The sequence below is a fragment of the Streptomyces liliiviolaceus genome (genome assembly GCF_018070025.1).
Lineage (GTDB): Bacteria > Actinomycetota > Actinomycetes > Streptomycetales > Streptomycetaceae > Streptomyces > Streptomyces liliiviolaceus.
In genome coordinates, this window is the sequence record NZ_JAGPYQ010000001.1 from 6,129,642 (window position 1) to 6,148,178 (window position 18,537).

General features: G+C 71.0%; 16 protein-coding genes. 9 read left to right on the forward strand and 7 right to left on the reverse strand.

What is annotated here, in order from left to right; genetic code table 11:
- Window positions 1–58: 58 nt before the first annotated feature.
- From J8N05_RS26700 to J8N05_RS26710, 3 genes are read right to left on the reverse strand one after another with little or no spacing between them, the layout of a single operon-like run.
- Entirely contained in the window at window positions 59–1,051 is a 993-nt protein-coding gene (locus tag J8N05_RS26700) for an ABC transporter permease (RefSeq protein ID WP_210886876.1), read from the reverse strand.
- Entirely contained in the window at window positions 1,044–2,084 is a 1,041-nt protein-coding gene (locus tag J8N05_RS26705; protein WP_210886879.1) for an ABC transporter permease, read from the reverse strand. Before J8N05_RS26705 ends, J8N05_RS26700 begins: the two co-directional genes overlap by 8 nt.
- Window positions 2,081–3,598: a sugar ABC transporter ATP-binding protein gene (locus J8N05_RS26710; protein WP_210886882.1), complete on the reverse strand. Its 1,518-nt coding sequence runs from the start codon at window positions 3,596–3,598 to the stop codon at window positions 2,081–2,083. Before J8N05_RS26710 ends, J8N05_RS26705 begins: the two co-directional genes overlap by 4 nt.
- Before the next feature lie 296 nt (window positions 3,599–3,894).
- Here J8N05_RS26710 and rhaI point away from each other — a divergent pair, with 296 nt between their 5' ends.
- The 7 genes from rhaI (at window position 3,895) to J8N05_RS26745 (ending at window position 12,944) form a co-directional block, all read left to right on the forward strand.
- Window positions 3,895–5,055: an L-rhamnose isomerase gene (rhaI, locus tag J8N05_RS26715; RefSeq protein ID WP_210886885.1), complete on the forward strand. Its 1,161-nt coding sequence runs from the start codon at window positions 3,895–3,897 to the stop codon at window positions 5,053–5,055.
- 143 nt (window positions 5,056–5,198) lie between these two features.
- Window positions 5,199–7,250, forward strand: coding sequence for a bifunctional aldolase/short-chain dehydrogenase (locus J8N05_RS26720; RefSeq protein WP_210886888.1), 2,052 nt, complete (start codon window positions 5,199–5,201; stop codon window positions 7,248–7,250).
- Between the two features lie 23 nt (window positions 7,251–7,273).
- Window positions 7,274–8,710, forward strand: a complete 1,437-nt coding sequence (locus J8N05_RS26725; RefSeq protein WP_210890407.1) for a rhamnulokinase — start codon at window positions 7,274–7,276, stop codon at window positions 8,708–8,710.
- A gap of 164 nt (window positions 8,711–8,874) precedes the next feature.
- Window positions 8,875–9,627 (forward strand): (Fe-S)-binding protein, encoded by a 753-nt coding sequence (locus tag J8N05_RS26730; protein WP_210886891.1) that lies wholly within the window; start codon window positions 8,875–8,877, stop codon window positions 9,625–9,627.
- 20 nt (window positions 9,628–9,647) lie between these two features.
- The gene (locus tag J8N05_RS26735) at window positions 9,648–11,123 is read left to right on the forward strand and encodes a LutB/LldF family L-lactate oxidation iron-sulfur protein (protein ID WP_210890408.1); all 1,476 of its coding nucleotides are present in this window, start codon (window positions 9,648–9,650) and stop codon (window positions 11,121–11,123) included.
- Window positions 11,120–11,767 (forward strand): LutC/YkgG family protein, encoded by a 648-nt coding sequence (locus tag J8N05_RS26740; protein WP_210886894.1) that lies wholly within the window; start codon window positions 11,120–11,122, stop codon window positions 11,765–11,767. Before J8N05_RS26735 ends, J8N05_RS26740 begins: the two co-directional genes overlap by 4 nt.
- A 22-nt stretch (window positions 11,768–11,789) precedes the next feature.
- Window positions 11,790–12,944: a betaine/proline/choline family ABC transporter ATP-binding protein gene (locus tag J8N05_RS26745; RefSeq protein ID WP_210886899.1), complete on the forward strand. Its 1,155-nt coding sequence runs from the start codon at window positions 11,790–11,792 to the stop codon at window positions 12,942–12,944.
- Here J8N05_RS26745 and J8N05_RS26750 read toward each other — a convergent pair.
- The 4 genes from J8N05_RS26750 to J8N05_RS26765 form a co-directional block, all read right to left on the reverse strand.
- Entirely contained in the window at window positions 12,911–13,900 is a 990-nt protein-coding gene (locus tag J8N05_RS26750) for a hypothetical protein (RefSeq protein ID WP_210886902.1), read from the reverse strand. The two genes, J8N05_RS26745 and J8N05_RS26750, sit on opposite strands and share 34 nt — an antisense overlap.
- A gap of 126 nt (window positions 13,901–14,026) precedes the next feature.
- On the reverse strand, window positions 14,027–14,989 hold the full coding sequence (locus J8N05_RS26755; RefSeq protein ID WP_210886905.1) for an ABC transporter substrate-binding protein: 963 nt from the start codon (window positions 14,987–14,989) through the stop codon (window positions 14,027–14,029).
- Window positions 14,986–15,651 (reverse strand): ABC transporter permease, encoded by a 666-nt coding sequence (locus tag J8N05_RS26760; protein WP_210890409.1) that lies wholly within the window; start codon window positions 15,649–15,651, stop codon window positions 14,986–14,988. The genes J8N05_RS26755 and J8N05_RS26760 overlap by 4 nt, the downstream gene beginning before the upstream one ends.
- On the reverse strand, window positions 15,648–16,328 hold the full coding sequence (locus tag J8N05_RS26765) for an ABC transporter permease (RefSeq protein WP_107019488.1): 681 nt from the start codon (window positions 16,326–16,328) through the stop codon (window positions 15,648–15,650). Before J8N05_RS26765 ends, J8N05_RS26760 begins: the two co-directional genes overlap by 4 nt.
- Window positions 16,329–16,549: 221 nt before the next feature.
- Between J8N05_RS26765 and J8N05_RS26770 the strand changes: the two genes are divergently transcribed.
- Together J8N05_RS26770 and J8N05_RS26775 are read left to right on the forward strand one after the other, a co-directional pair.
- Window positions 16,550–17,488 (forward strand): lytic polysaccharide monooxygenase, encoded by a 939-nt coding sequence (locus J8N05_RS26770; protein ID WP_210886908.1) that lies wholly within the window; start codon window positions 16,550–16,552, stop codon window positions 17,486–17,488.
- Window positions 17,489–17,618: 130 nt separating this feature from the next.
- Window positions 17,619–18,524 (forward strand): squalene/phytoene synthase family protein, encoded by a 906-nt coding sequence (locus tag J8N05_RS26775; RefSeq protein ID WP_210886911.1) that lies wholly within the window; start codon window positions 17,619–17,621, stop codon window positions 18,522–18,524.
- The last annotated feature ends 13 nt before the right edge of the window (window positions 18,525–18,537 follow it).

Consider the following 18,537-nt stretch of genomic DNA (forward strand, 5'->3'; position numbering starts at 1 on the left):
GACCAGCCACAGACGGCCCGCAGATTGCAAAACGGCCTGACCAGCGGGGCGTTACCGCCTAACCAGTGGAACTGCGCGCCACCCGGCGCCCGGCCCGTGCAACGGAAACCTGCCGTGCCACGCGAGGCCCGAGCACGGACAGCACAAGCAGCACACCCGTGACGACGATCTGGGACTGCGCGGAGACGTCCTGAAGGCTCATCACGTTCTGCAGGGCACCGAGCAGGAAGACCCCGGCGATCGCCCCGCCCAGCGTCCCCTTGCCGCCGTCGAAGTCGATCCCGCCCAGCAGCACCGCCGCCACGACGGACAGTTCGAGCCCCGTGGCGTTGTCGTACCGCGCGCTCGCGTAGTGCAGCGCCCAGAAGATGCCGGTCAGCGAGGCCATCAGCCCGGTCACGGTGAACAGGATCAGCTTCTGCCGCTTGACGCGGATGCCGGCGAACCGCGCGGCCTCCTCGTTGGCGCCGACCGCGAACAGGGATCGCCCGAACGGGGTGGCGTGCAGCGTGACCACGGCGATCGCGAGCAGCACCAGGAAGGGGAGGAACGCGTACGGGATGAAGGTGTCCCCGAGGCGGCCGGCCGCGAAGTCCAGGTACTGGGAGGGGAAGTCGGTCACCGCGTCGGAGCCGAGCACGATCTGCGCGATGCCCCGGTAGGCGGCGAGCGTGCCGATGGTGACGGCGAGGGACGGCAGCCCCAGGCGGGTCACGAGCAGCCCGTTGATCAGCCCGCACACCACTCCGAGGAGCAGACAGATCGGGATGATCGTCTCGATGGTCATGCCCTGGTTCCACAGGGCTCCCATCACGGCGCCGGACAGACCGGCCGTGGAGGCCACCGAGAGGTCGATCTCGCCGGACACCACGAGCATGGTCATCGGCAGGGCGATCAGCGCGATGGGCAGCGTGTTGCCGATGAGGAACGACAGGTTGAGCGCGTTGCCGAAGCCGTCCACGGTGGTGAAGGAGAGCAGCAGGACGACGATCAGGAGGGCGCCGACGACCGTGTCCCAGCGGACGGCGCGCGTGAGAGCGGAGTCAGCCATGGCGGGCGTTCCTCTTCTTCAGTGCGGTCGCCACGCGCAGGGCGACGATCCGGTCGACCGCGATGGCGAGGATGAGCAGGATGCCGTTGATGGCGAGCACCCAGACGGAGCTGACTCCGAGGGCGGGCAGCACGCTGTTGATGGAGGTGAGGAGCAGGGCGCCGAGGGCCGCTCCGTAGACGCTGCCGGAGCCGCCGGTGAAGACGACGCCACCGACCACGACGGCGCTGACGACGGTGAGTTCGTAGCCGTTGCCGGTGCCGGAGTCGACGTTGCCGAACCGGGCGAGGTACAGGGCGCCGGCGAGGCCCGCGAGGGCTCCGCAGAAGGTGTACGCGGCGAGGATCCGCTTGCGTACGGGGATGCCGGCGAGGCGGGCGGCCTCCGGGTTGGAGCCGAGCGCGTACAGCTCGCGGCCGCTGCCGAAGTGCTTCAAGTAGTACGCGGTGGCGACCAGGACCGCCAGCGCGATCAGCGCCAGGTACGGCACGGCGGAGATGCCGCCGGAGCCGAAGTCGATGAAGCCGTCGGGCAGGCCGGCCGCGGTGATCTGCCGGGAGCCGACCCAGATGGAGTCGATGCCGCGGATGATGTAGAGCGTGCCGAGGGTGACGACGAGCGCGGGCACCTGGCCGAGGCTGACGAGCAGGCCGTTGACCAGACCGCAGCCGACGCCGAGGAGGACCGCGAGGACCACCGCGACGACGGAGTTGCCGCCGCCCTCCAGGTAGGTGCCGGCGGCGAAGGCGCTGATGCCGAGCGTCGAACCGACGGAGAGGTCGACGTTGCGGGTGATGACGACCAGCGACTGGCCGGTGGCGACCAGCACGAGGATGGTCGCGTTGAGCAGGAGGTCCTTGATGCCCTGCTCGGACAGGAAGTCGCTGTTGCCGATCTGGGTGATGACGATCATCACGAGGAAGACCAGCAGGATGGCGAGTTCGCGCATCTTGAAGACGCGGTCCACCAGCCGGGTGCCGCTGGACTTGGGCACCTCGGCGGCGGGGGCGGGGTTGGGAGCGGTGACCGTCACGCGGCTGCCCTCCCGGTGGCTGCGGCCATCACGGTTTCCTCGGTGGCGTCGGTACGTGCGATCTCGGCGGTGAGCCGGCCCTCGTGCATGACGAGGACCCGGTCGGCCATGCCGAGGATCTCGGGCAGATCGGAGGAGATCATCAGGACGGCGACCCCGTCTGCGGCCAGTTGGCTGAGCAGCCGGTGCACCTCGGCCTTCGTACCGACGTCGATGCCTCGGGTCGGCTCGTCGACGATCAGCACCTTGGGGCCGGTGGCGAGCCACTTGGCGAGGACGACCTTCTGCTGGTTGCCGCCGGACAGGGTGTTGACGGTGTCGGCGATGCGGGCGTACTTGACCTGGAGCTTGACGGCCCAGTCGAGGGAGCGGCTGCGCTCGGCGCCGCGGTCCATCAGACCCGCCTTGACGGTCTTGCGGAGTCCGGTGAGGCCGATGTTGCGCTCGATGGACATGTCCATCACCAGGCCCTGGGCGCGGCGGTCCTCGGGGACGAGGGCGAGACCCGCGGCCATGGCCGTGGAGGGCGCGCCGTTCGTCAGCCTCTTCCCGTCGAGCTCGACCTCTCCGGCGTCCCAGCGGTCGACACCGAAGACGGCCCGGGCGACCTCCGTGCGTCCGGCGCCGACGAGTCCGGCGAGGCCGACGATCTCGCCGCGGCGGACGTCGAAAGAGACGTCGGTGAAGACACCCTCGCGGGTCAGGCGCCGCACGCTGAGCGCGATCTCGCCCGCCCGGACGTCCTGCTTGGGGTAGAGCTCGTCGAGGTCGCGGCCGACCATACGGCGGACGAGGTCCTCCTCGGTCATGCCGTCGAGCGGTTCGCTGGAGATCAGGGCACCGTCGCGCAGGGTCGTGACCCGCTTGCAGATCTGGAAGATCTCTTCCAGGCGGTGCGAGATGAACAGCACGGCCGAGCCCTGCTCCCGCAGTGCGCGGACCACTCCGAAGAGGCGGGCCACCTCGCTGCCGGTGAGGGCGGCGGTCGGCTCGTCCATGATCAGGACGCGGGCGTCGAAGGAGAGTGCCTTGGCGATCTCGACGATCTGCTGGTCGGCGATGGACAGGCCGCGCGCCGGGCGGTCGGGGTCGAGTTCGACGCCGAGCCGCTGCATGAGGGCCAGGGTCGCGGCGTGCGTGGCCTTGTGGTCGATCCGGCCCAGGGCCCGCCGGGGCTGGCGCCCCATGAAGATGTTCTCGGCGATCGAGAGGTCGGGGAAGAGAGTCGGCTCCTGGTAGATCACCGCGATACCCGCGTCGCGGGCGTCGGCGGGACCGTGGAAGAGGGTGGGCTCGCCGTCCAGGAGCACCTGACCGGCGTCCGGTCGGTGCACGCCGGCGAGCGTCTTGATGAGGGTCGACTTGCCCGCGCCGTTCTCTCCGGCGAGTGCGTGCACTTCGCCGGGGAAGAGTTCCAGGGACACGTCCCGCAGGGCGCGTACGGCGCCGAAGGACTTCGAGATGTCCTTGAGTGCCAGCACGGGGGCCGGATCCGCGTCGGACCGGTGGGTCATGAGGGCTCCTCAACGACGCGGGCGATGCGGCCTCACGACGTCGTGAAAGGTTTCAACTAGGTTGCCGGGACGTTAGACATGTAGCCCAGGTCACGTCAATGGGTACAGGCCGAAATTTTCGATAGCCAAAGGTCACAACCGAGTCACGGCAAGGCGTGCGTGCCGGAGGGGTTGACAGCCCTTCGGGGGGCTCATAACTTCTGCCTTCTGAATCGTTTCAGAGCCACGGTGTTTCAGAAGTGGTTTCAGAAGCAGTTCGGACCCGATGCCACAACGGAAGTCACAGGAGCCCCGAAGTGACCGAGCTCGCCGCGGTGAAGGCCGCCCTCAAGACCCAGGCAGTAGAGACGCCGTCGTGGGCGTACGGGAACTCGGGAACCCGCTTCAAGGTGTTCGCGCAGCCAGGGGTCCCCCGCAATCCTTTCGAAAAGCTCGACGACGCGGCGAAGGTGCACGAGTTCACGGGGGTCGCGCCCACCGTGGCGATGCACATCCCCTGGGACCGGGTCGAGGACTACGCGGCGCTGGCGAAGCACGCCGAGGAACGCGGTGTGACCCTCGGCGCGATCAACTCCAACACCTTCCAGGACGACGACTACAAGCTCGGCAGTGTCTGCCACCCGGACGCCGCGGTGCGCAGCAAGGCCGTCGACCATCTGTACGAGTGCATCGACATCATGGACGCCACGGGGTCGAAGGACCTGAAGCTGTGGTTCGCGGACGGTACGAACTATCCCGGCCAGGACGACCTCCGGGAGCGCCAGGACCGGCTCGCCGAGGCCCTTGCAAAGGTGTACGAGCGTCTCGGCGACGACCAGCGGATGCTGCTGGAGTACAAGTTCTTCGAGCCGGCGTTCTACGCGACCGATGTGCCGGACTGGGGCACGGCGTACGCCCACTGCCTGAAGCTCGGCCCCAAGGCGCAGGTCGTCGTCGACACGGGCCATCACGCGCCGGGCACCAACATCGAGTTCATCGTCGCCACGCTGCTGCGGGAGGGGAAGCTCGGGGCGTTCGACTTCAACTCGCGGTTCTACGCGGACGACGACCTGATGGTCGGTGCGGCCGACCCCTTCCAGCTGTTCCGGATCATGTACGAGGTCATCCGGGGCGGCGGGTTCACGGCGGACGTGGCGTTCATGCTCGACCAGTGCCACAACATCGAGGCGAAGATCCCGGCGATCATCCGGTCCGTGATGAACGTGCAGGAGGCGACCGCGAAGGCGCTGCTCGTCGACCGGGACGCGCTTGCCGCGGCGCAGCGGGCGGGGGACGTGCTGGCGTCCAACGCCGTGCTGATGGATGCGTACAACACGGATGTGCGGCCGTTGGTGGCGGAGGTTCGTGAGGAGCTCGGGTTGGATGCGGATCCGATCGCCGCGTATTCCCGGTCCGGGTGGGGGGAGAAGATCGCTGCTGAGCGGGTTGGTGGGGAGCAGGCGGGTTGGGGGGCCTGACCCCGGCTTCCCTCGGCCTTGGCGGTCCGCTCGCCGTGGGGTCGGGGGCCTGTGGCCGACTGCGGGTCGTGTGTGGCTGGTCGCGCAGTTCCCCGCGCCCCTGACGGGGCTTTCTCCTCTCTCTTCTTTTAAGGAACCGGAACATGGCAAACCAATCCCGTCCCCATCCTGAGGCCGCTGCTCTGCTCGGGCGGTCCAATCGGCTCGGGGCCGATCCTCGTAATACCAACTACGCGGGTGGGAACACGTCCGCGAAGGGGACCGAGACCGATCCCGTGACCGGCGGGGACGTCGAGTTGATGTGGGTGAAGGGGTCCGGGGGCGACCTGGGCACCCTGACCGAGGGCGGGCTCGCCGTGTTGCGGCTCGACCGGCTGCTCGCGCTGAAGGACGTGTACCCGGGCGTCGAGCGCGAGGACGAGATGGTCGCCGCCTTCGACTACTGCCTCCATGGGAAGGGCGGGGCCGCGCCTTCGATCGACACCGCGATGCATGGACTCGTGGACGCGGCGCACGTCGATCATCTGCATCCCGACTCCGGGATCGCCCTCGCCTGCGCCGCCGACGGGGAGAAGCTGACCGCCGAGTGTTTCGGGGACAGCGTCGTCTGGGTGCCGTGGCGGCGGCCCGGTTTCCAGCTCGGGCTGGACATCGCCGCCGTCAAGGAGGCCAACCCTCAGGCGATCGGCTGTGTCCTCGGCGGGCACGGCATCACCGCCTGGGGCGAGACCGCCGAGGAGTGCGAGCGCAACTCGCTGCACATCATCCGTACCGCCGAGGAGTTCCTCGTCGAGCGCGGGAAGGCCGAGCCCTTCGGTCCGGCGCTCGACGGGTACGCCGCACTCGGTGACGCCGAGCGGCGCGAGCGGGCCGCGGCCCTCGCGCCCGTCATCCGGTCGCTGGCCTCCAAGGACCGGCCCCAGGTCGGCCACTTCACCGACTCCGAGGTCGTCCTCGACTTCCTGGCGAGCACCGAGCACCCGCGCCTCGCCGCCCTCGGCACCTCCTGCCCGGACCACTTCCTGCGTACGAAGGTCAGGCCGCTCGTCCTCGACCTGCCGCCGACCGCCGGACTCGACGAGGCGATCGCGCGGCTGAAGGAGCTGCACACCGAGTACCGCGCCGAGTACGCCGCCTACTACCAGCGGCACGCCGACGCCGACTCCCCCGCCATGCGCGGCGCGGACCCGGCGATCGTGCTCGTCCCCGGGATCGGCATGTTCTCCTTCGGCAAGGACAAGCAGACCGCGCGGGTGGCAGGCGAGTTCTACGTCAACGCGATCAACGTGATGCGCGGCGCCGAGGCCGTCTCGACCTACGCGCCGATCGAGGAGTCCGAGAAGTTCCGCATCGAGTACTGGGCCCTGGAGGAGGCCAAGCTCCAGCGGATGCCGAAGGCCAAGCCCCTCGCCACCCGGGTCGCGCTCGTCACCGGCGCCGGCAGCGGGATCGGCAAGGCCATCGCCGAGCGGCTCGTCGCCGAGGGCGCCTGCGTCGTGATCGCGGACCTGAACGCGGAGAACGCGGCCGAGGTCGCCACCGCGCTCGGCGGCCCCGACAAGGCGGTCGCCGTCGCCGTGGACGTGACCTCCGAGGAGCAGATCACCGAGGCCTTCAAGGCCGCGGTCCTCGCCTTCGGCGGTGTCGACCTGGTCGTGAACAACGCCGGCATCTCCATCTCCAAGCCGCTCCTCGACACCACGGCCAAGGACTGGGACCTGCAGCACGACATCATGGCCCGCGGCTCCTTCCTCGTCTCGCGCGAGGCGGCCCGGGTGATGATCGCGCAGGAGCTGGGCGGCGACGTCATCTACATCGCCTCCAAGAACGCCGTCTTCGCGGGCCCGAACAACATCGCCTACTCGGCCACCAAGGCCGACCAGGCCCATCAGGTCAGGCTCCTCGCCGCCGAGCTGGGCGAGCACGGTATCCGCGTCAACGGCGTCAACCCCGACGGCGTCGTCCGCGGCTCCGGGATCTTCGCCGGCGGCTGGGGCGCCCAGCGCGCCGCCACCTACGGCATCGAGGAGGAGAAGCTCGGCGAGTTCTACGCCCAGCGGACCATCCTCAAGCGCGAGGTCCTGCCCGAGCACGTCGCGAACGCCGTCTTCGCCCTCACCGGCGGCGACCTCACGCACACCACCGGACTGCACGTCCCGGTCGACGCCGGCGTCGCCGCCGCGTTCCTCCGATGACGGACCTCGCCCGGGAATCGGCGGTGAAGTCGTACGCCGCGGTCGACCTCGGCGCGTCCAGCGGACGCGTCATGGTCGGCCGCGTCGGCCCCGACTCGCTGGAGCTGACGGAGGCCCACCGCTTCCCGAACCGGCCGGTGCGCACCCCCGAGGGCCTGCGCTGGGACGTCCTGTCCCTGTACGCGGGGGTCCTGGACGGGCTGCGCGCGGCCGGGCAGGTCGACTCGGTCGGCATCGACAGCTGGGCCGTGGACTACGGCCTGCTCGACGCCGACGGGGCGCTGCTCGGCAACCCGGTGCACTACCGCGACACCCGCACCCAGGGTGTCGCGGAGAAGGTGTGGGCCACCGTGCCCGCCCCCGAGCTGTACGCGGCCACCGGACTCCAGTACGCCCCCTTCAACACGCTGTACCAGCTGGTGGCGGCGGGCTCCTCCGCCCAACTGGCGCACGCCGAGCGTCTGTTGCTCATCCCGGACCTGCTGACGTACTGGCTGACGGGCGAGGCGGGCACCGAGCTGACCAACGCCTCCACCACCCAGCTGATCGACCCGCGCACGGGTGACTGGTCGTACGACGTCGCGGCGCGCCTCGGTGTCGACCTGGACCTCTTCGCGCCGCTGCGGCGGCCCGGGGACCCGGCCGGTCTGCTGCGGCCGGACGTGCTGGAGGAGACCGGGCTCACGGGTCCGGTCCCGGTGACGACCGTCGGTTCCCACGACACCGCCTCCGCGGTGGCCGCCGTCCCGGCGGTGGACGAGCGGTTCGCGTACATCTGCACCGGCACCTGGTCGCTGGTGGGCCTGGAGCTGGACGCACCCGTCCTCTCCGAGGCGAGCCGCACCGCGAACTTCACCAACGAACTGGGGCTGGACGGCACGGTCCGCTATCTGCGGAACATCATGGGGCTGTGGCTGCTCCAGGAGTGCCTGCGGGAGTGGGGCGACCCGGACCTGGGCGAACTGCTGGCCGCCGCGGCCGAGGTACCGGCGCTGCGGTCCGTCGTCGACGCGGGCGACGCGGGATTCCTGGCCCCCGGCCGGATGCCGTCCCGGATCGCCGACGCCTGCCGGGAGTCGGGGCAGCCCGTGCCCGCGTCGCGTGCCGAGACCACCCGGTGCATCCTCGACTCGCTCGCGCTCGCCCACCGCCGGGCGGTCCTCCAGGCGCAGGAACTGGCCGACCACCCGGTCGACGTCGTGCACATCGTCGGCGGCGGCGCCCGCAACGCCCTGCTGTGCCGCCTCACCGCCGACGCCTGCGGCCTCCCGGTCGTGGCGGGCCCCCCGGAGGCGGCGGCCCTGGGCAACGTCCTGGTCCAGGCCCGGGCCCACGGCCAGGCCGGCGACCGCACGGAGATGCGCGCACTACTGGCCCGCACCCAGCCCTTGACCCGCTACGAGCCCCAGGGCACGACGGCGGCATGGCGGTCGGCCGAGGACCGCCTGAGCGGCCGATGACAGGCAATCAGCTCCTGCACAGGCGCCCCGAAAGGGGCGCGGGGAACTGCGCGGCCGGCCACGGCGAACCCGCACCCGAAAACCACGGCCGGCGCACCTCATTACGGCAAAGCCAAGCGCCGCGTAACGTGCATCCATCCGACGTACAACCCCAAGGAGCCGCGATGCGTGTCGCCCTGTTCCTGACCTGTGTCAACGACACGCTCTATCCGGACACGGGCCGAGCCGTCGTGAAGCTGCTGACCAGGCTGGGCGTCGACGTCGACTTCCCGATGGCGCAGACCTGCTGCGGGCAGGCGCACTACAACACCGGATACCGCCACGAGGCCGAACCCCTGGCCCGGCACTTCTCCGATGTGTTCGGCGAGTACGACGCGATCGTGACCCCTTCCGGTTCGTGCGGCGCGATGGTCCGCGAGCTGTACCCCCGCATGGGCGAACGGGCCCGCGCGGAGGGCCGCGGCGACGGCCTCGCCACCACCCTCGCGCCGGTCGTACCGAAGACGTACGAGCTGACCGAGTTCCTGGTGGACGTGCTCAAGGTGACCGACGTGGGCGCGTACTACCCGCACACCGTCACCTACCACCCCACCTGCCACGGCCTGCGCAGTCTCGGCCTGGGCGACCGGCCCCGCCGACTGCTCCGGTCCGTCAAGGGACTTGAGCTCAAGGAGCTGCCGGGCGCCGACGAGTGCTGCGGCTTCGGCGGCACCTTCGCCCTGAAGAACTCCGATGTCTCGGCGGCGATGGGCGCGGACAAGGTCCGCAACGCGGAGTCGACGGGCGCCGACGTACTGTGCGCCGCCGACAACTCCTGTCTCATGCACATCGGTGGCACCATGACCCGGCTCAGGACGGGCATGCGCCCGGTACACATCGCGGAGATCCTCGCGAGCACGGAGGAGGAGCGGGCATGAGCGGTGGCACGTATCTCGGCATGCCGGCCTTTCCGAAGGCCGCGCACGAGGCCGTCCACAACCAGACCCTGCGCGGCAATCTGCGGCACGCCACGCACACCATCCGCGCCAAGCGCGCGAACGCCGTCGCGGAGGTCTCCGACTGGGCCGAGCTGCGCGAGGCCGGCAAGCAGATCAAGGACCACACACTCCGTCATCTCGACCGCTATCTCGTGCAGTTGGAGGAGTCGGTCACGGCGGCCGGCGGCACCGTGCACTGGGCCGCCGACGCGGACGAGGCCAACCGGATCGTCACGTACCTCGTGAAGGCGACCGGGGAGAGCGAGGTCGTCAAGGTCAAGTCGATGGCCACGCAGGAGATCGGGCTGAACGAAGCCCTTGAGGCCGAGGGCATCAACGCCTACGAGACCGATCTCGCCGAGCTGATCGTGCAGTTGGGCAAGGACCGGCCCTCGCACATCCTCGTCCCGGCCATCCACCGCAACCGCGGCGAGATCCGCGAGATCTTCGCGCGCGAGATGAGCGAGTGGGGCCGCCCGGCGCCCGAGGGCCTGACCGACACGCCCGCCGAACTGGCCGACGCGGCCCGGCTGCACCTGCGAGAGAAGTTCCTGCGGGCCAAGGTCGGCGTCTCCGGCGCCAACTTCATGGTCGCCGAGACCGGCACCCTGGTCGTGGTGGAGTCCGAGGGCAACGGCCGGATGTGCCTGACCCTGCCCGAGACGCTGATCTCGGTCGTCGGCATCGAGAAGATCGTGCCGACCTGGCAGGACCTGGAGGTCTTCCTCCAGACCCTCCCCCGCTCCTCGACGGCCGAGCGCATGAACCCGTACACCTCGACATGGACGGGCACCACGGACGAGGACGGGCCGCGGGACTTCCATCTCGTCCTCATCGACAACGGGCGCACCGACACGCTGGCCGACGAGGTGGGACGCCAGGCGCTGCGCTGCATCCGCTGCTCGGCGTGTCTCAATGTCTGCCCGGTGTACGAGCGGGCGGGCGGCCACGCGTACGGCTCGGTCTACCCGGGCCCCATCGGCGCGATCCTCAGCCCCCAACTGCGGGGCACCGGGAGCGAGATCGACGCCTCGCTCCCGTACGCGTCCTCGCTCTGCGGCGCCTGCTACGACGTGTGCCCGGTCGCGATCGACATCCCGGAGGTGCTGGTGCATCTGCGGGAACGGGTCGTGCAGGGCGGTGCCGTGACCCGCGAGGGCGCCAAGGTCGTCGTGAAGCCCGCGAAGGGGCACGCCGCCGAGCGGGCGGCGATGCGCGCCGCGCGGTGGGCGTTCAGCCGTCCGGGCGCGCTGCGCGCCGGCCAGCGGGTGGCGTCCCGCACCCGCCGCTTCCATCCGCGGACGCTGCCCGGACCCGGCAAGGCGTGGAGCGGGACCCGGGCGCTGCCGCCGGTTCCGGCGGAGCCGTTCCGCGACTGGTGGCAGCGGACCGGGGGCGGCAAGCTGCCCCAGGGCGGAAAGGACACCTCGAAGTGAGCAGCAGGGATCTGATCCTGGCCCGGGTGCGGCGCGCGCTGGCCGATGTGCCGCGCGACGACACGCCGTACGACCAGGCCTTCGCGCGCCCGTATCTGCGCGAGCACGGGCACCGGAGTGTCGCGGAGACGGTGGATCTGCTGGCGGAGAACCTGGCGGACTACCGGGCGCTCGTGCACCGCTGCACGGCCGGCGAGCTGGCGGCGACGATCGCCCGGCTGCTGGCCGAGCGGGGTTCGGCGGCGGTCTGCGTACCGACGGGCCTGGATCCGGCGTGGCTCGCGGCCACCGAGGTCACCCGGGTGCCCGACTCCGCCGCGAACACCCCGGCCGAACTGGACCGGGTCGACAGCGTGGTCACGGCGTGTGCCGTGGCCGTCGCCGAGACCGGCACCATCGTGCTGGACGGGAGCGTGGATCAAGGGCGCCGCCGCATCACCCTGGTCCCGGACCACCACATCTGCGTGGTCCGGGTGCCCGACCAGGTGGTGTCCTCCGTGCCCCAGGGCCTGGAGCGCCTCGACCCGGCCCGTCCGCTGACCTGGATCTCGGGTCCGTCCGCCACCAGTGACATCGAACTGGACCGGGTCGAGGGGGTGCACGGTCCGCGCACCCTTGAGGTGGTGCTGGTGAGCGGGGAGTGACCGACGCGGTTAGCGTGAAGGCATGATCCGGTTCGAACAGGTCACCAAGCGCTATCCGGACGGTACGACCGCGGTGGACGGGCTCTCCTTCGAGGTGTCCGAGGGCGAACTCGTCACGCTCGTGGGCCCGTCCGGCTGCGGCAAGACGACGACCATGATGATGGTCAACCGGCTCATCGAGCCCACCTCGGGCCGGATCCTCGTCGACGGCGAGGACATCGCGACCGTCGACCCGGTGCTGCTGCGCCGGCGGATCGGTTACGTCATCCAGCAGGTGGGCCTCTTCCCGCACCGCACGGTCCTCGACAACACGGCGACCGTGCCCACCCTCGTCGGCTGGAAGAGGGCGAAGGCGCGGGCGCGGGCCGCCGAGCTGCTCGACCTGGTCGGGCTCGACCCGAAGACGTTCGGTCCGCGCTATCCGGACCAGCTCTCGGGCGGTCAGCGCCAGCGCGTCGGCGTGGCGCGGGCGCTGGCCGCCGACCCGCCCGTCCTGCTGATGGACGAGCCCTTCGGAGCGGTCGACCCGGTGGTGCGGGAGCAGTTGCAGGACGAGTTCCTGCGGATGCAGGCGGCCGTGCGCAAGACGGTGCTGCTGGTCACGCACGACATCGAGGAGGCCGTCCGGCTCGGCGACCGCATCGCCGTGTACGGACAGGGCCGCATCGAGCAGTACGACACGCCGGGCGCGGTGCTGGGCACCCCGGCGACCCCGTACGTGGCGGGGTTCGTGGGCGCCGACCGGGGCCTGAAGCGGCTGTCGGTCACCGAGATCGAGCCCGACGACCTGGAGCAGCCGCCGGTCGTGCGCCTCGACGAGCCCGCCGGGCGGGCCGCCGACCGGCTGCGCGCGGAGGGCGCCCGCTGGGCGGTCGTCCTGGACGCGGACGGCGATCTGCACGGCTGGGTGGGTGTGGAGGAGCTGGCCGGGGGCGGCACGGTGGCCGCCCTCGTCCATCGGATGAACTCCTGGGTCGCGGTGGGCGCCCCGCTCAAGCAGGCCTTCGGCGTGATGCTCCAGCACGACGCCGGCTGGGTGGCCGTGCTCGACGGGGCGCGCTTCCTCGGCGTACTGACGCCGGCGAAACTGCACGAGGCGCTGCGCCGCTCGGTGGACGCAGACGCGCTCGGTGTGCCGCGGGGTCAGGTGGACTTCGACTCGGTGGCGGACGCCTGAGCCCTGGTCCTCCTGCCGGTGTCCGGATCGTCCGTGCCGGTCGTGCCGCTCGTGCCCGCGGTGTCGTCCGGGTCACCCGTCCGGTCCGCGTCGCCCGTCCGGTCCGCGCCGTAGGAACGGGGCGAGCGGTTCAGCAGTCCGAAGGCCCATCGTTCGTTGAAACCCGACAGGAAGCCGATCGCGCACCAGAACACCCAGAACGAGGTGTTCGCCCCCTCACCGCCGCCGCAGATGTCGGCCGTGGCGACCGGTATCTCGATCACCTGGACGAACTCCGCGCTCAGCAGCAGGAACACGGCGATACCGAGGACCCAGCCGATGACGACGCGGTAGACGCCCTCGTGCCGCATGCTCCGCGACATCTGGCCCGGTACGACGGCCGCGCTGTGTCCGTTGGTCTTGCGACGGGTCAGCTCGTCCCCGCTGTTGCGCAGCCGCGCCAGCACGCTGAACACCGCGCCGAACGCCCCGGCGCCGCCGCTCAGGAAGACACCCATGAGCGTCCAGCGGTCGCTGCAGCTCAGGGTGATTCCCACGTCCGCGAGCCATCCCCACGCGCCCGCCATCAGCGGCAGGCCGAGCAGCAGGAGACTGATCAGCAGCCCGCTGGAGAGGCCGACGTTGAGCCCGCGGCTGACGGCCACCGCTCTGTCCTGGCGCACCCTGGCCCGGATGCCGGCGATCTCCTTGTCCAGGTAGGCGGCCATGCTGGGCCTGGCCGCGGCGTCGTCGAGCTGCGGAGAGGCGAGCGCGCTGCGCAGCGTGTACACCACGGTGGCCATCAGCGAGATCCTGGTCTCCCGCTCGAAGGCCCGCTGGGAGACCCCGTACAGCCGCTGGAGTTCCAGCTGCTGCTTCGGGAACGCTCTGCCCAGCTTCTCGTAGTCGCCGCGGGAAACCGAATCCGCTTCGCTCAGCAGTTCGGGCTTTTCGACCGTGGGCGCCCCCACCCTCATTTCCGATAACTTCTCCCGCCTCGTCGGGCGGTGTCCCCCGTTTTCCATGTAAGACGTGTACCGACACGGGGGTTGTGCGGGAAGCCGTTCCGCCGCACCAGTACTGCGACAGTCGTCACGGTCCCGCTACGGGAGCAGTCCGCGGTCCCGCAGATACGCGCGGGCCACGTCCTCGGGCAGTCGGCGCCAGCTGTCGACCTGTTGGTTCATGGACGCCAGGTCCTGTGTCGTCAGCACCCCGTTGAGCTTGCCGAGAGCCGTCGCGACGCCCTTGCCGCCCGCCCGCGAGCGGTTGACCACCGGCACGATGTAGTCGGCGTTCTGCAGATGTCTGTCGTCCGTGAGCAGGACCAGGCCGAAGTCGTCGAGGGTCGCGTCCGTCGTGGTGGTCAGCACCATCTGGTCCTGGCCGTTCTGCACGGCCCGTTTCGCCTGCGTAGTGCCGACGCCCTTGGGGTCCACACCGGTGATGTCGATGCCGTACGTCTTCTTCAGACCCGGTTCGCAGTAAGGACGTTGTACGCACTCGTCGCCCGCCGCGAGCCGCACCGCGACACCGGAGGCCCCCAGGTCGCTGAGCGTCTTCAGGTCGTGCTCGCGGGCGAAGGCCCGCGTCACGGCGAAGGCGTTCTGGTCGACGGCCTTGCCGGGGTCGAGGACGGTGAGCCCGCGGGGTGCGGCCAGTTTCCGCAGCGCGGCCATCGTGGCGTCCAGGTCGGGCGAGCCGACGGCGGGGGCGTCCGCCCCGTTGGCCTTGGCGTTCAGCCAGTCCGCGAAGGTCGCCGCGTACTCGGCGACGACGTCGATCTGCCCCGACTCCAGGGCGGGTTCGTACAGTTCGCGGTTGGCGACGGTGAGCGTCGACGTCTTGTAGCCGGCCTGGTTCAGCAACAGTCCGTACATGGTGGCCAGCAGGTCGCTCTCGGTGAAGCCGGCCGAGCCGATGGTCAGGTCCTTGCTGTCGCCGGGCGGCGCGGTGACCTCGCCCTGCTTCTCCAGGGAGGGACCGGAGGCGCAGGCGGTCGGCAGGAGCAGCAGGAGCACGCCTGCGAGGGCCCCGCCCCACCTGGTCCCGTACCCGGCCCTCATCGGGTGCCCCGTCGGGGCAGCAGCCGTTCGGCCGCCTCGAAGACGGCCTCGACGAGCAGCGCGAAGACGGCCACGAGGACGGCTCCGGCGACGACCTGCGGCGTACTCGCCAGGTTGAAGCCCGCGGTGATGATCCGGCCGAGCCCGCCGCCGCCCGCCAGCGCGGCGATCGTGGCGGTGGCCACGAGCTGTACGGCCGCGATCCGCACCCCACCCATGATCATCGGCATCGCGAGCGGCGCCTCGACCCGCCACAGCAGCTGCCGTCCGGTCATCCCCATGCCGCGGGCCGCCCGCACGACGTCCCGGTCGACCTCGCGCATCCCGACGTACGCGTTGGTGAGCAGCGGCGGTACGGCGAACAGGACGAGCGCGACGACCGTGGGGCCCTCGCCCCAGTCGCCGACGGGGGTGAGCAGCAGCAGGACCAGGACCGCGAAGGTGGGGACGGCCCGGCCGACGTTCGAGATGTTGACGGCGAGCGCGCCGCCCCTGCCGAGGTGGCCCAGGACGAGGGCGACGGGCAGCGCGATCAGACAGCTGATGACGAGGCAGACGACGGTCAGGACGAGATGCTGGCCGAGCCGGTGCCAGACACCGTCGTCGCCCGCCCAGTGCGCCGGGTCGGTGAGCCAGTTCCAGGCGTCGGTGAGGGTGTTCATCCGCGCCTCGCTCTCGTCCAGGGGGTGATCAGCCACTGGATCCCGAGCAGCAGCAGATCGGCGGCGACCGCGATGACCACGCACAGCACGGACGCGGTGAGGACCTGGGCCTTGAAGTAGGTGTTCATGCCCGCGTAGATGAGGTTGCCGAGCCCTCCGAAGCCGACGATCGCGCCGACCGTGGCGAGCGAGACCGCTGACACGGTGGCGATCCTGAGCCCCGCCATGGCGGCGGGCAGGGCCAGCGGCAGCTCGACGGTGAGCAGCAGCCGGACGGGCCCGTATCCCATGCCGCGGGCCGCCTGCCGGGTGTCCTCGGGTACGGCCCGGAGCCCGGCCAGGATGTTCCGTACGAGCAGGGTCAGCGAGTAGAGGACGAGTCCCGCGACGACCAGGGCCGCCGACAGCCCGTACACCGGCAGGAGCAGCGAGAACATCGCCAGCGACGGGATCGTGTAGAGGACGGTCGTGACGGCGAGCACCGGGCCCGCGGCCCATCCCCAGCGGCGGGCCAGTACGGCCAGCGGCAGGGCGATCGCCAGGCCGATGAGGACGGAGAGCACCGTCAGCTGGAGGTGCTGGCCGACCGCGTCGAGGAGGATGTGGCGGCGGGTGCTCAGGTAGTCGCCGCAGATCCACTCGTTGCGCGCGAGGCAGTCGTCCGGGGGCGCGGTCACGGGTCCCTTCCGGTCACGGGTCCGGTCACGGTCCATTCCAGCGGGGTGAGCGGCGGACGGCTCGTATTGCTGACCCGTACGGGGTGCCGGCCGCACAGGGAGTGACCGGGTGAGGAGTTGCCCATGGGTCGAGGGGGAGGAGTTGAACGCCCCTCGCGCCTCTCCCGTACTTCAGGGACAGCGGGCTTCCCCTGCCCGCCGTCCCAGGAGGAATCCCGCCCATGACGACCGCACCCCGCACCGCCGCCCTCGTCGTCCTCGCCGGAACGGCCCCGCTCCTGCTCGCGGTGGGGGCCGCCGGGCCCGCCGCCGCGCACGGGGCTCCGACGGACCCGGTCAGCCGGGTGGTGGCCTGCTCCCCCGAGGGCGGGCAGCGGGCGCAGTCGGCGGCCTGCCGGGCCGCCACCGCCTCCGGTGTCGCCGTCTTCGACAACCTGCGGCTGGCGGGCGTCGGCGGCCGGGACCGGCAGGTCGTCCCCGACGGCAAGCTGTGCAGCGGTGGCCTCGCCGCCTACCGGGGCCTCGACCTGGCCCGCGCCGACTGGCCCTCGACCCGGCTGACCGCCGGGGCGAGCATGACACTCACCTACAAGTCGACGATCCCGCACACAGGAACGTTCAAGCTGTTCCTGACGAAGGACGGCTACGACCCAACGAAGCCGCTCAAGTGGTCCGATCTACCGGCCCGGCCCTTTGCGACGGCCACCGATCCGGCGCTGGTGAACGGCGCCTACCGGATCAAGGCCGAGCTGCCGTCCGACCGCACCGGACGCCATCTGCTGTACACGATCTGGCAGAACACGAGTACGCCGGACACGTACTACTCCTGCTCGGACGTGGTCTTCCCCGCGGCGAAGAACGCTGCCGGGTCCGGCGGTTCGGCAGGGTCCGCCGGTTCCGCGACGCGCAAGCCGGCCGCGTCTCCGACGAAGTCCGCGGCGGCGGAGACCAGCGCCGCCCCCTCCCCCTCGAAGTCCCCGACAAGCGTTGCCAGCGCTCCCCCGCAGCCGTCGGAGACGGTGACCAGCGATTCGGGCGAGGCGGTCTCCTCCGCCACCTCCGGCGACGACCGGGCCCCCGCGCTGCCCCTCGTGGCGGGCGGCGCGGCGGGCCTGTTGATCACGGCGGGCGCCGCGTACACGCTGCGCAGGCGCCGTTGACGTCCTGGGGCCGCCACCCGGGCCTGCCCCCGGGGCCTGCCGTCCGGACCTGCCGTCCGCCGAAGATCACGTGACTGGTAGCGTGCGTCGCTTCGGCGGTTGAAGACTGGCAGTTTCAGGAGAGCGGAACGTGCGGACCTGGCGGAGGAGTCTGGAAGCGGCCGAGGTGAACCGGGGCGTGCTGCGCGACGACTACATGAAGGTCGCGCGGTTCATGCGGCGGCGGGAGCCGGCCGGCTATCTGGCGGTGCGCCTGATGGTGCCCGCGGACCATCAGCCCCATGTCCTCGCCGGTTACGCGTTCGCCTCCTACACCGACGACGTCTGCGACCGGGGCACGGTCGAGGAACGCACCCGGCGCTACGACGCGTGGGACGCGCAGGTGCGTACGGCGCTGGACTCGGGAAGCGCCGAGCACCCGCTGCTGCGCGCGTTCCTGAACACCGCGGCCGCCCGCGAACTGCCGCGCCGGTGGGTCGACTCGTATCTGGACGGCGCGCGGATCGACCTCGACTTCCCCGGCTTCGCCACCGAGGCCGACTACCAGCGGTACGTGGAACAGCTCACCTGGCCGTTCCTGATGATCACCTCCGGGCTGGCCCATCAGGGCGGCGGCAGCGCCGAGTTCGCCGACGCCTGCAAGCTGTTCGCCGACGCGGCCCAGCGGACGGACATCCTGACCGACCTGCACGAGGATCTGCGCGGCGGACGCCTGTACCTGCCGGTCAGCGATCTCGACCGGTACGACATCACGCGCGAGGACCTGGAGCGGGGCCGCGACCTGCCCGGGGTACGCGCGCTGGTCGCGGCCACCGCCCGCACCGCACGGGCCACGCTCCGGGAGGCCGGCGTGCTGCTGGACCACTGCTCGGACGAACACCGGCGGCTGATGCGCTTCATCCTGGACCTGCACCACCAGCGCCTGGAATCGGTGACGACCCGCGGAGCCACGGTCACCCGCCGCCCCGTACGCGACCGCCCGGTGGCATGCCTACGCCTGCTGACCCGCCGCCCCGAACCGGTCGGCGCGTTCTAGGCCCTGTCAGGGG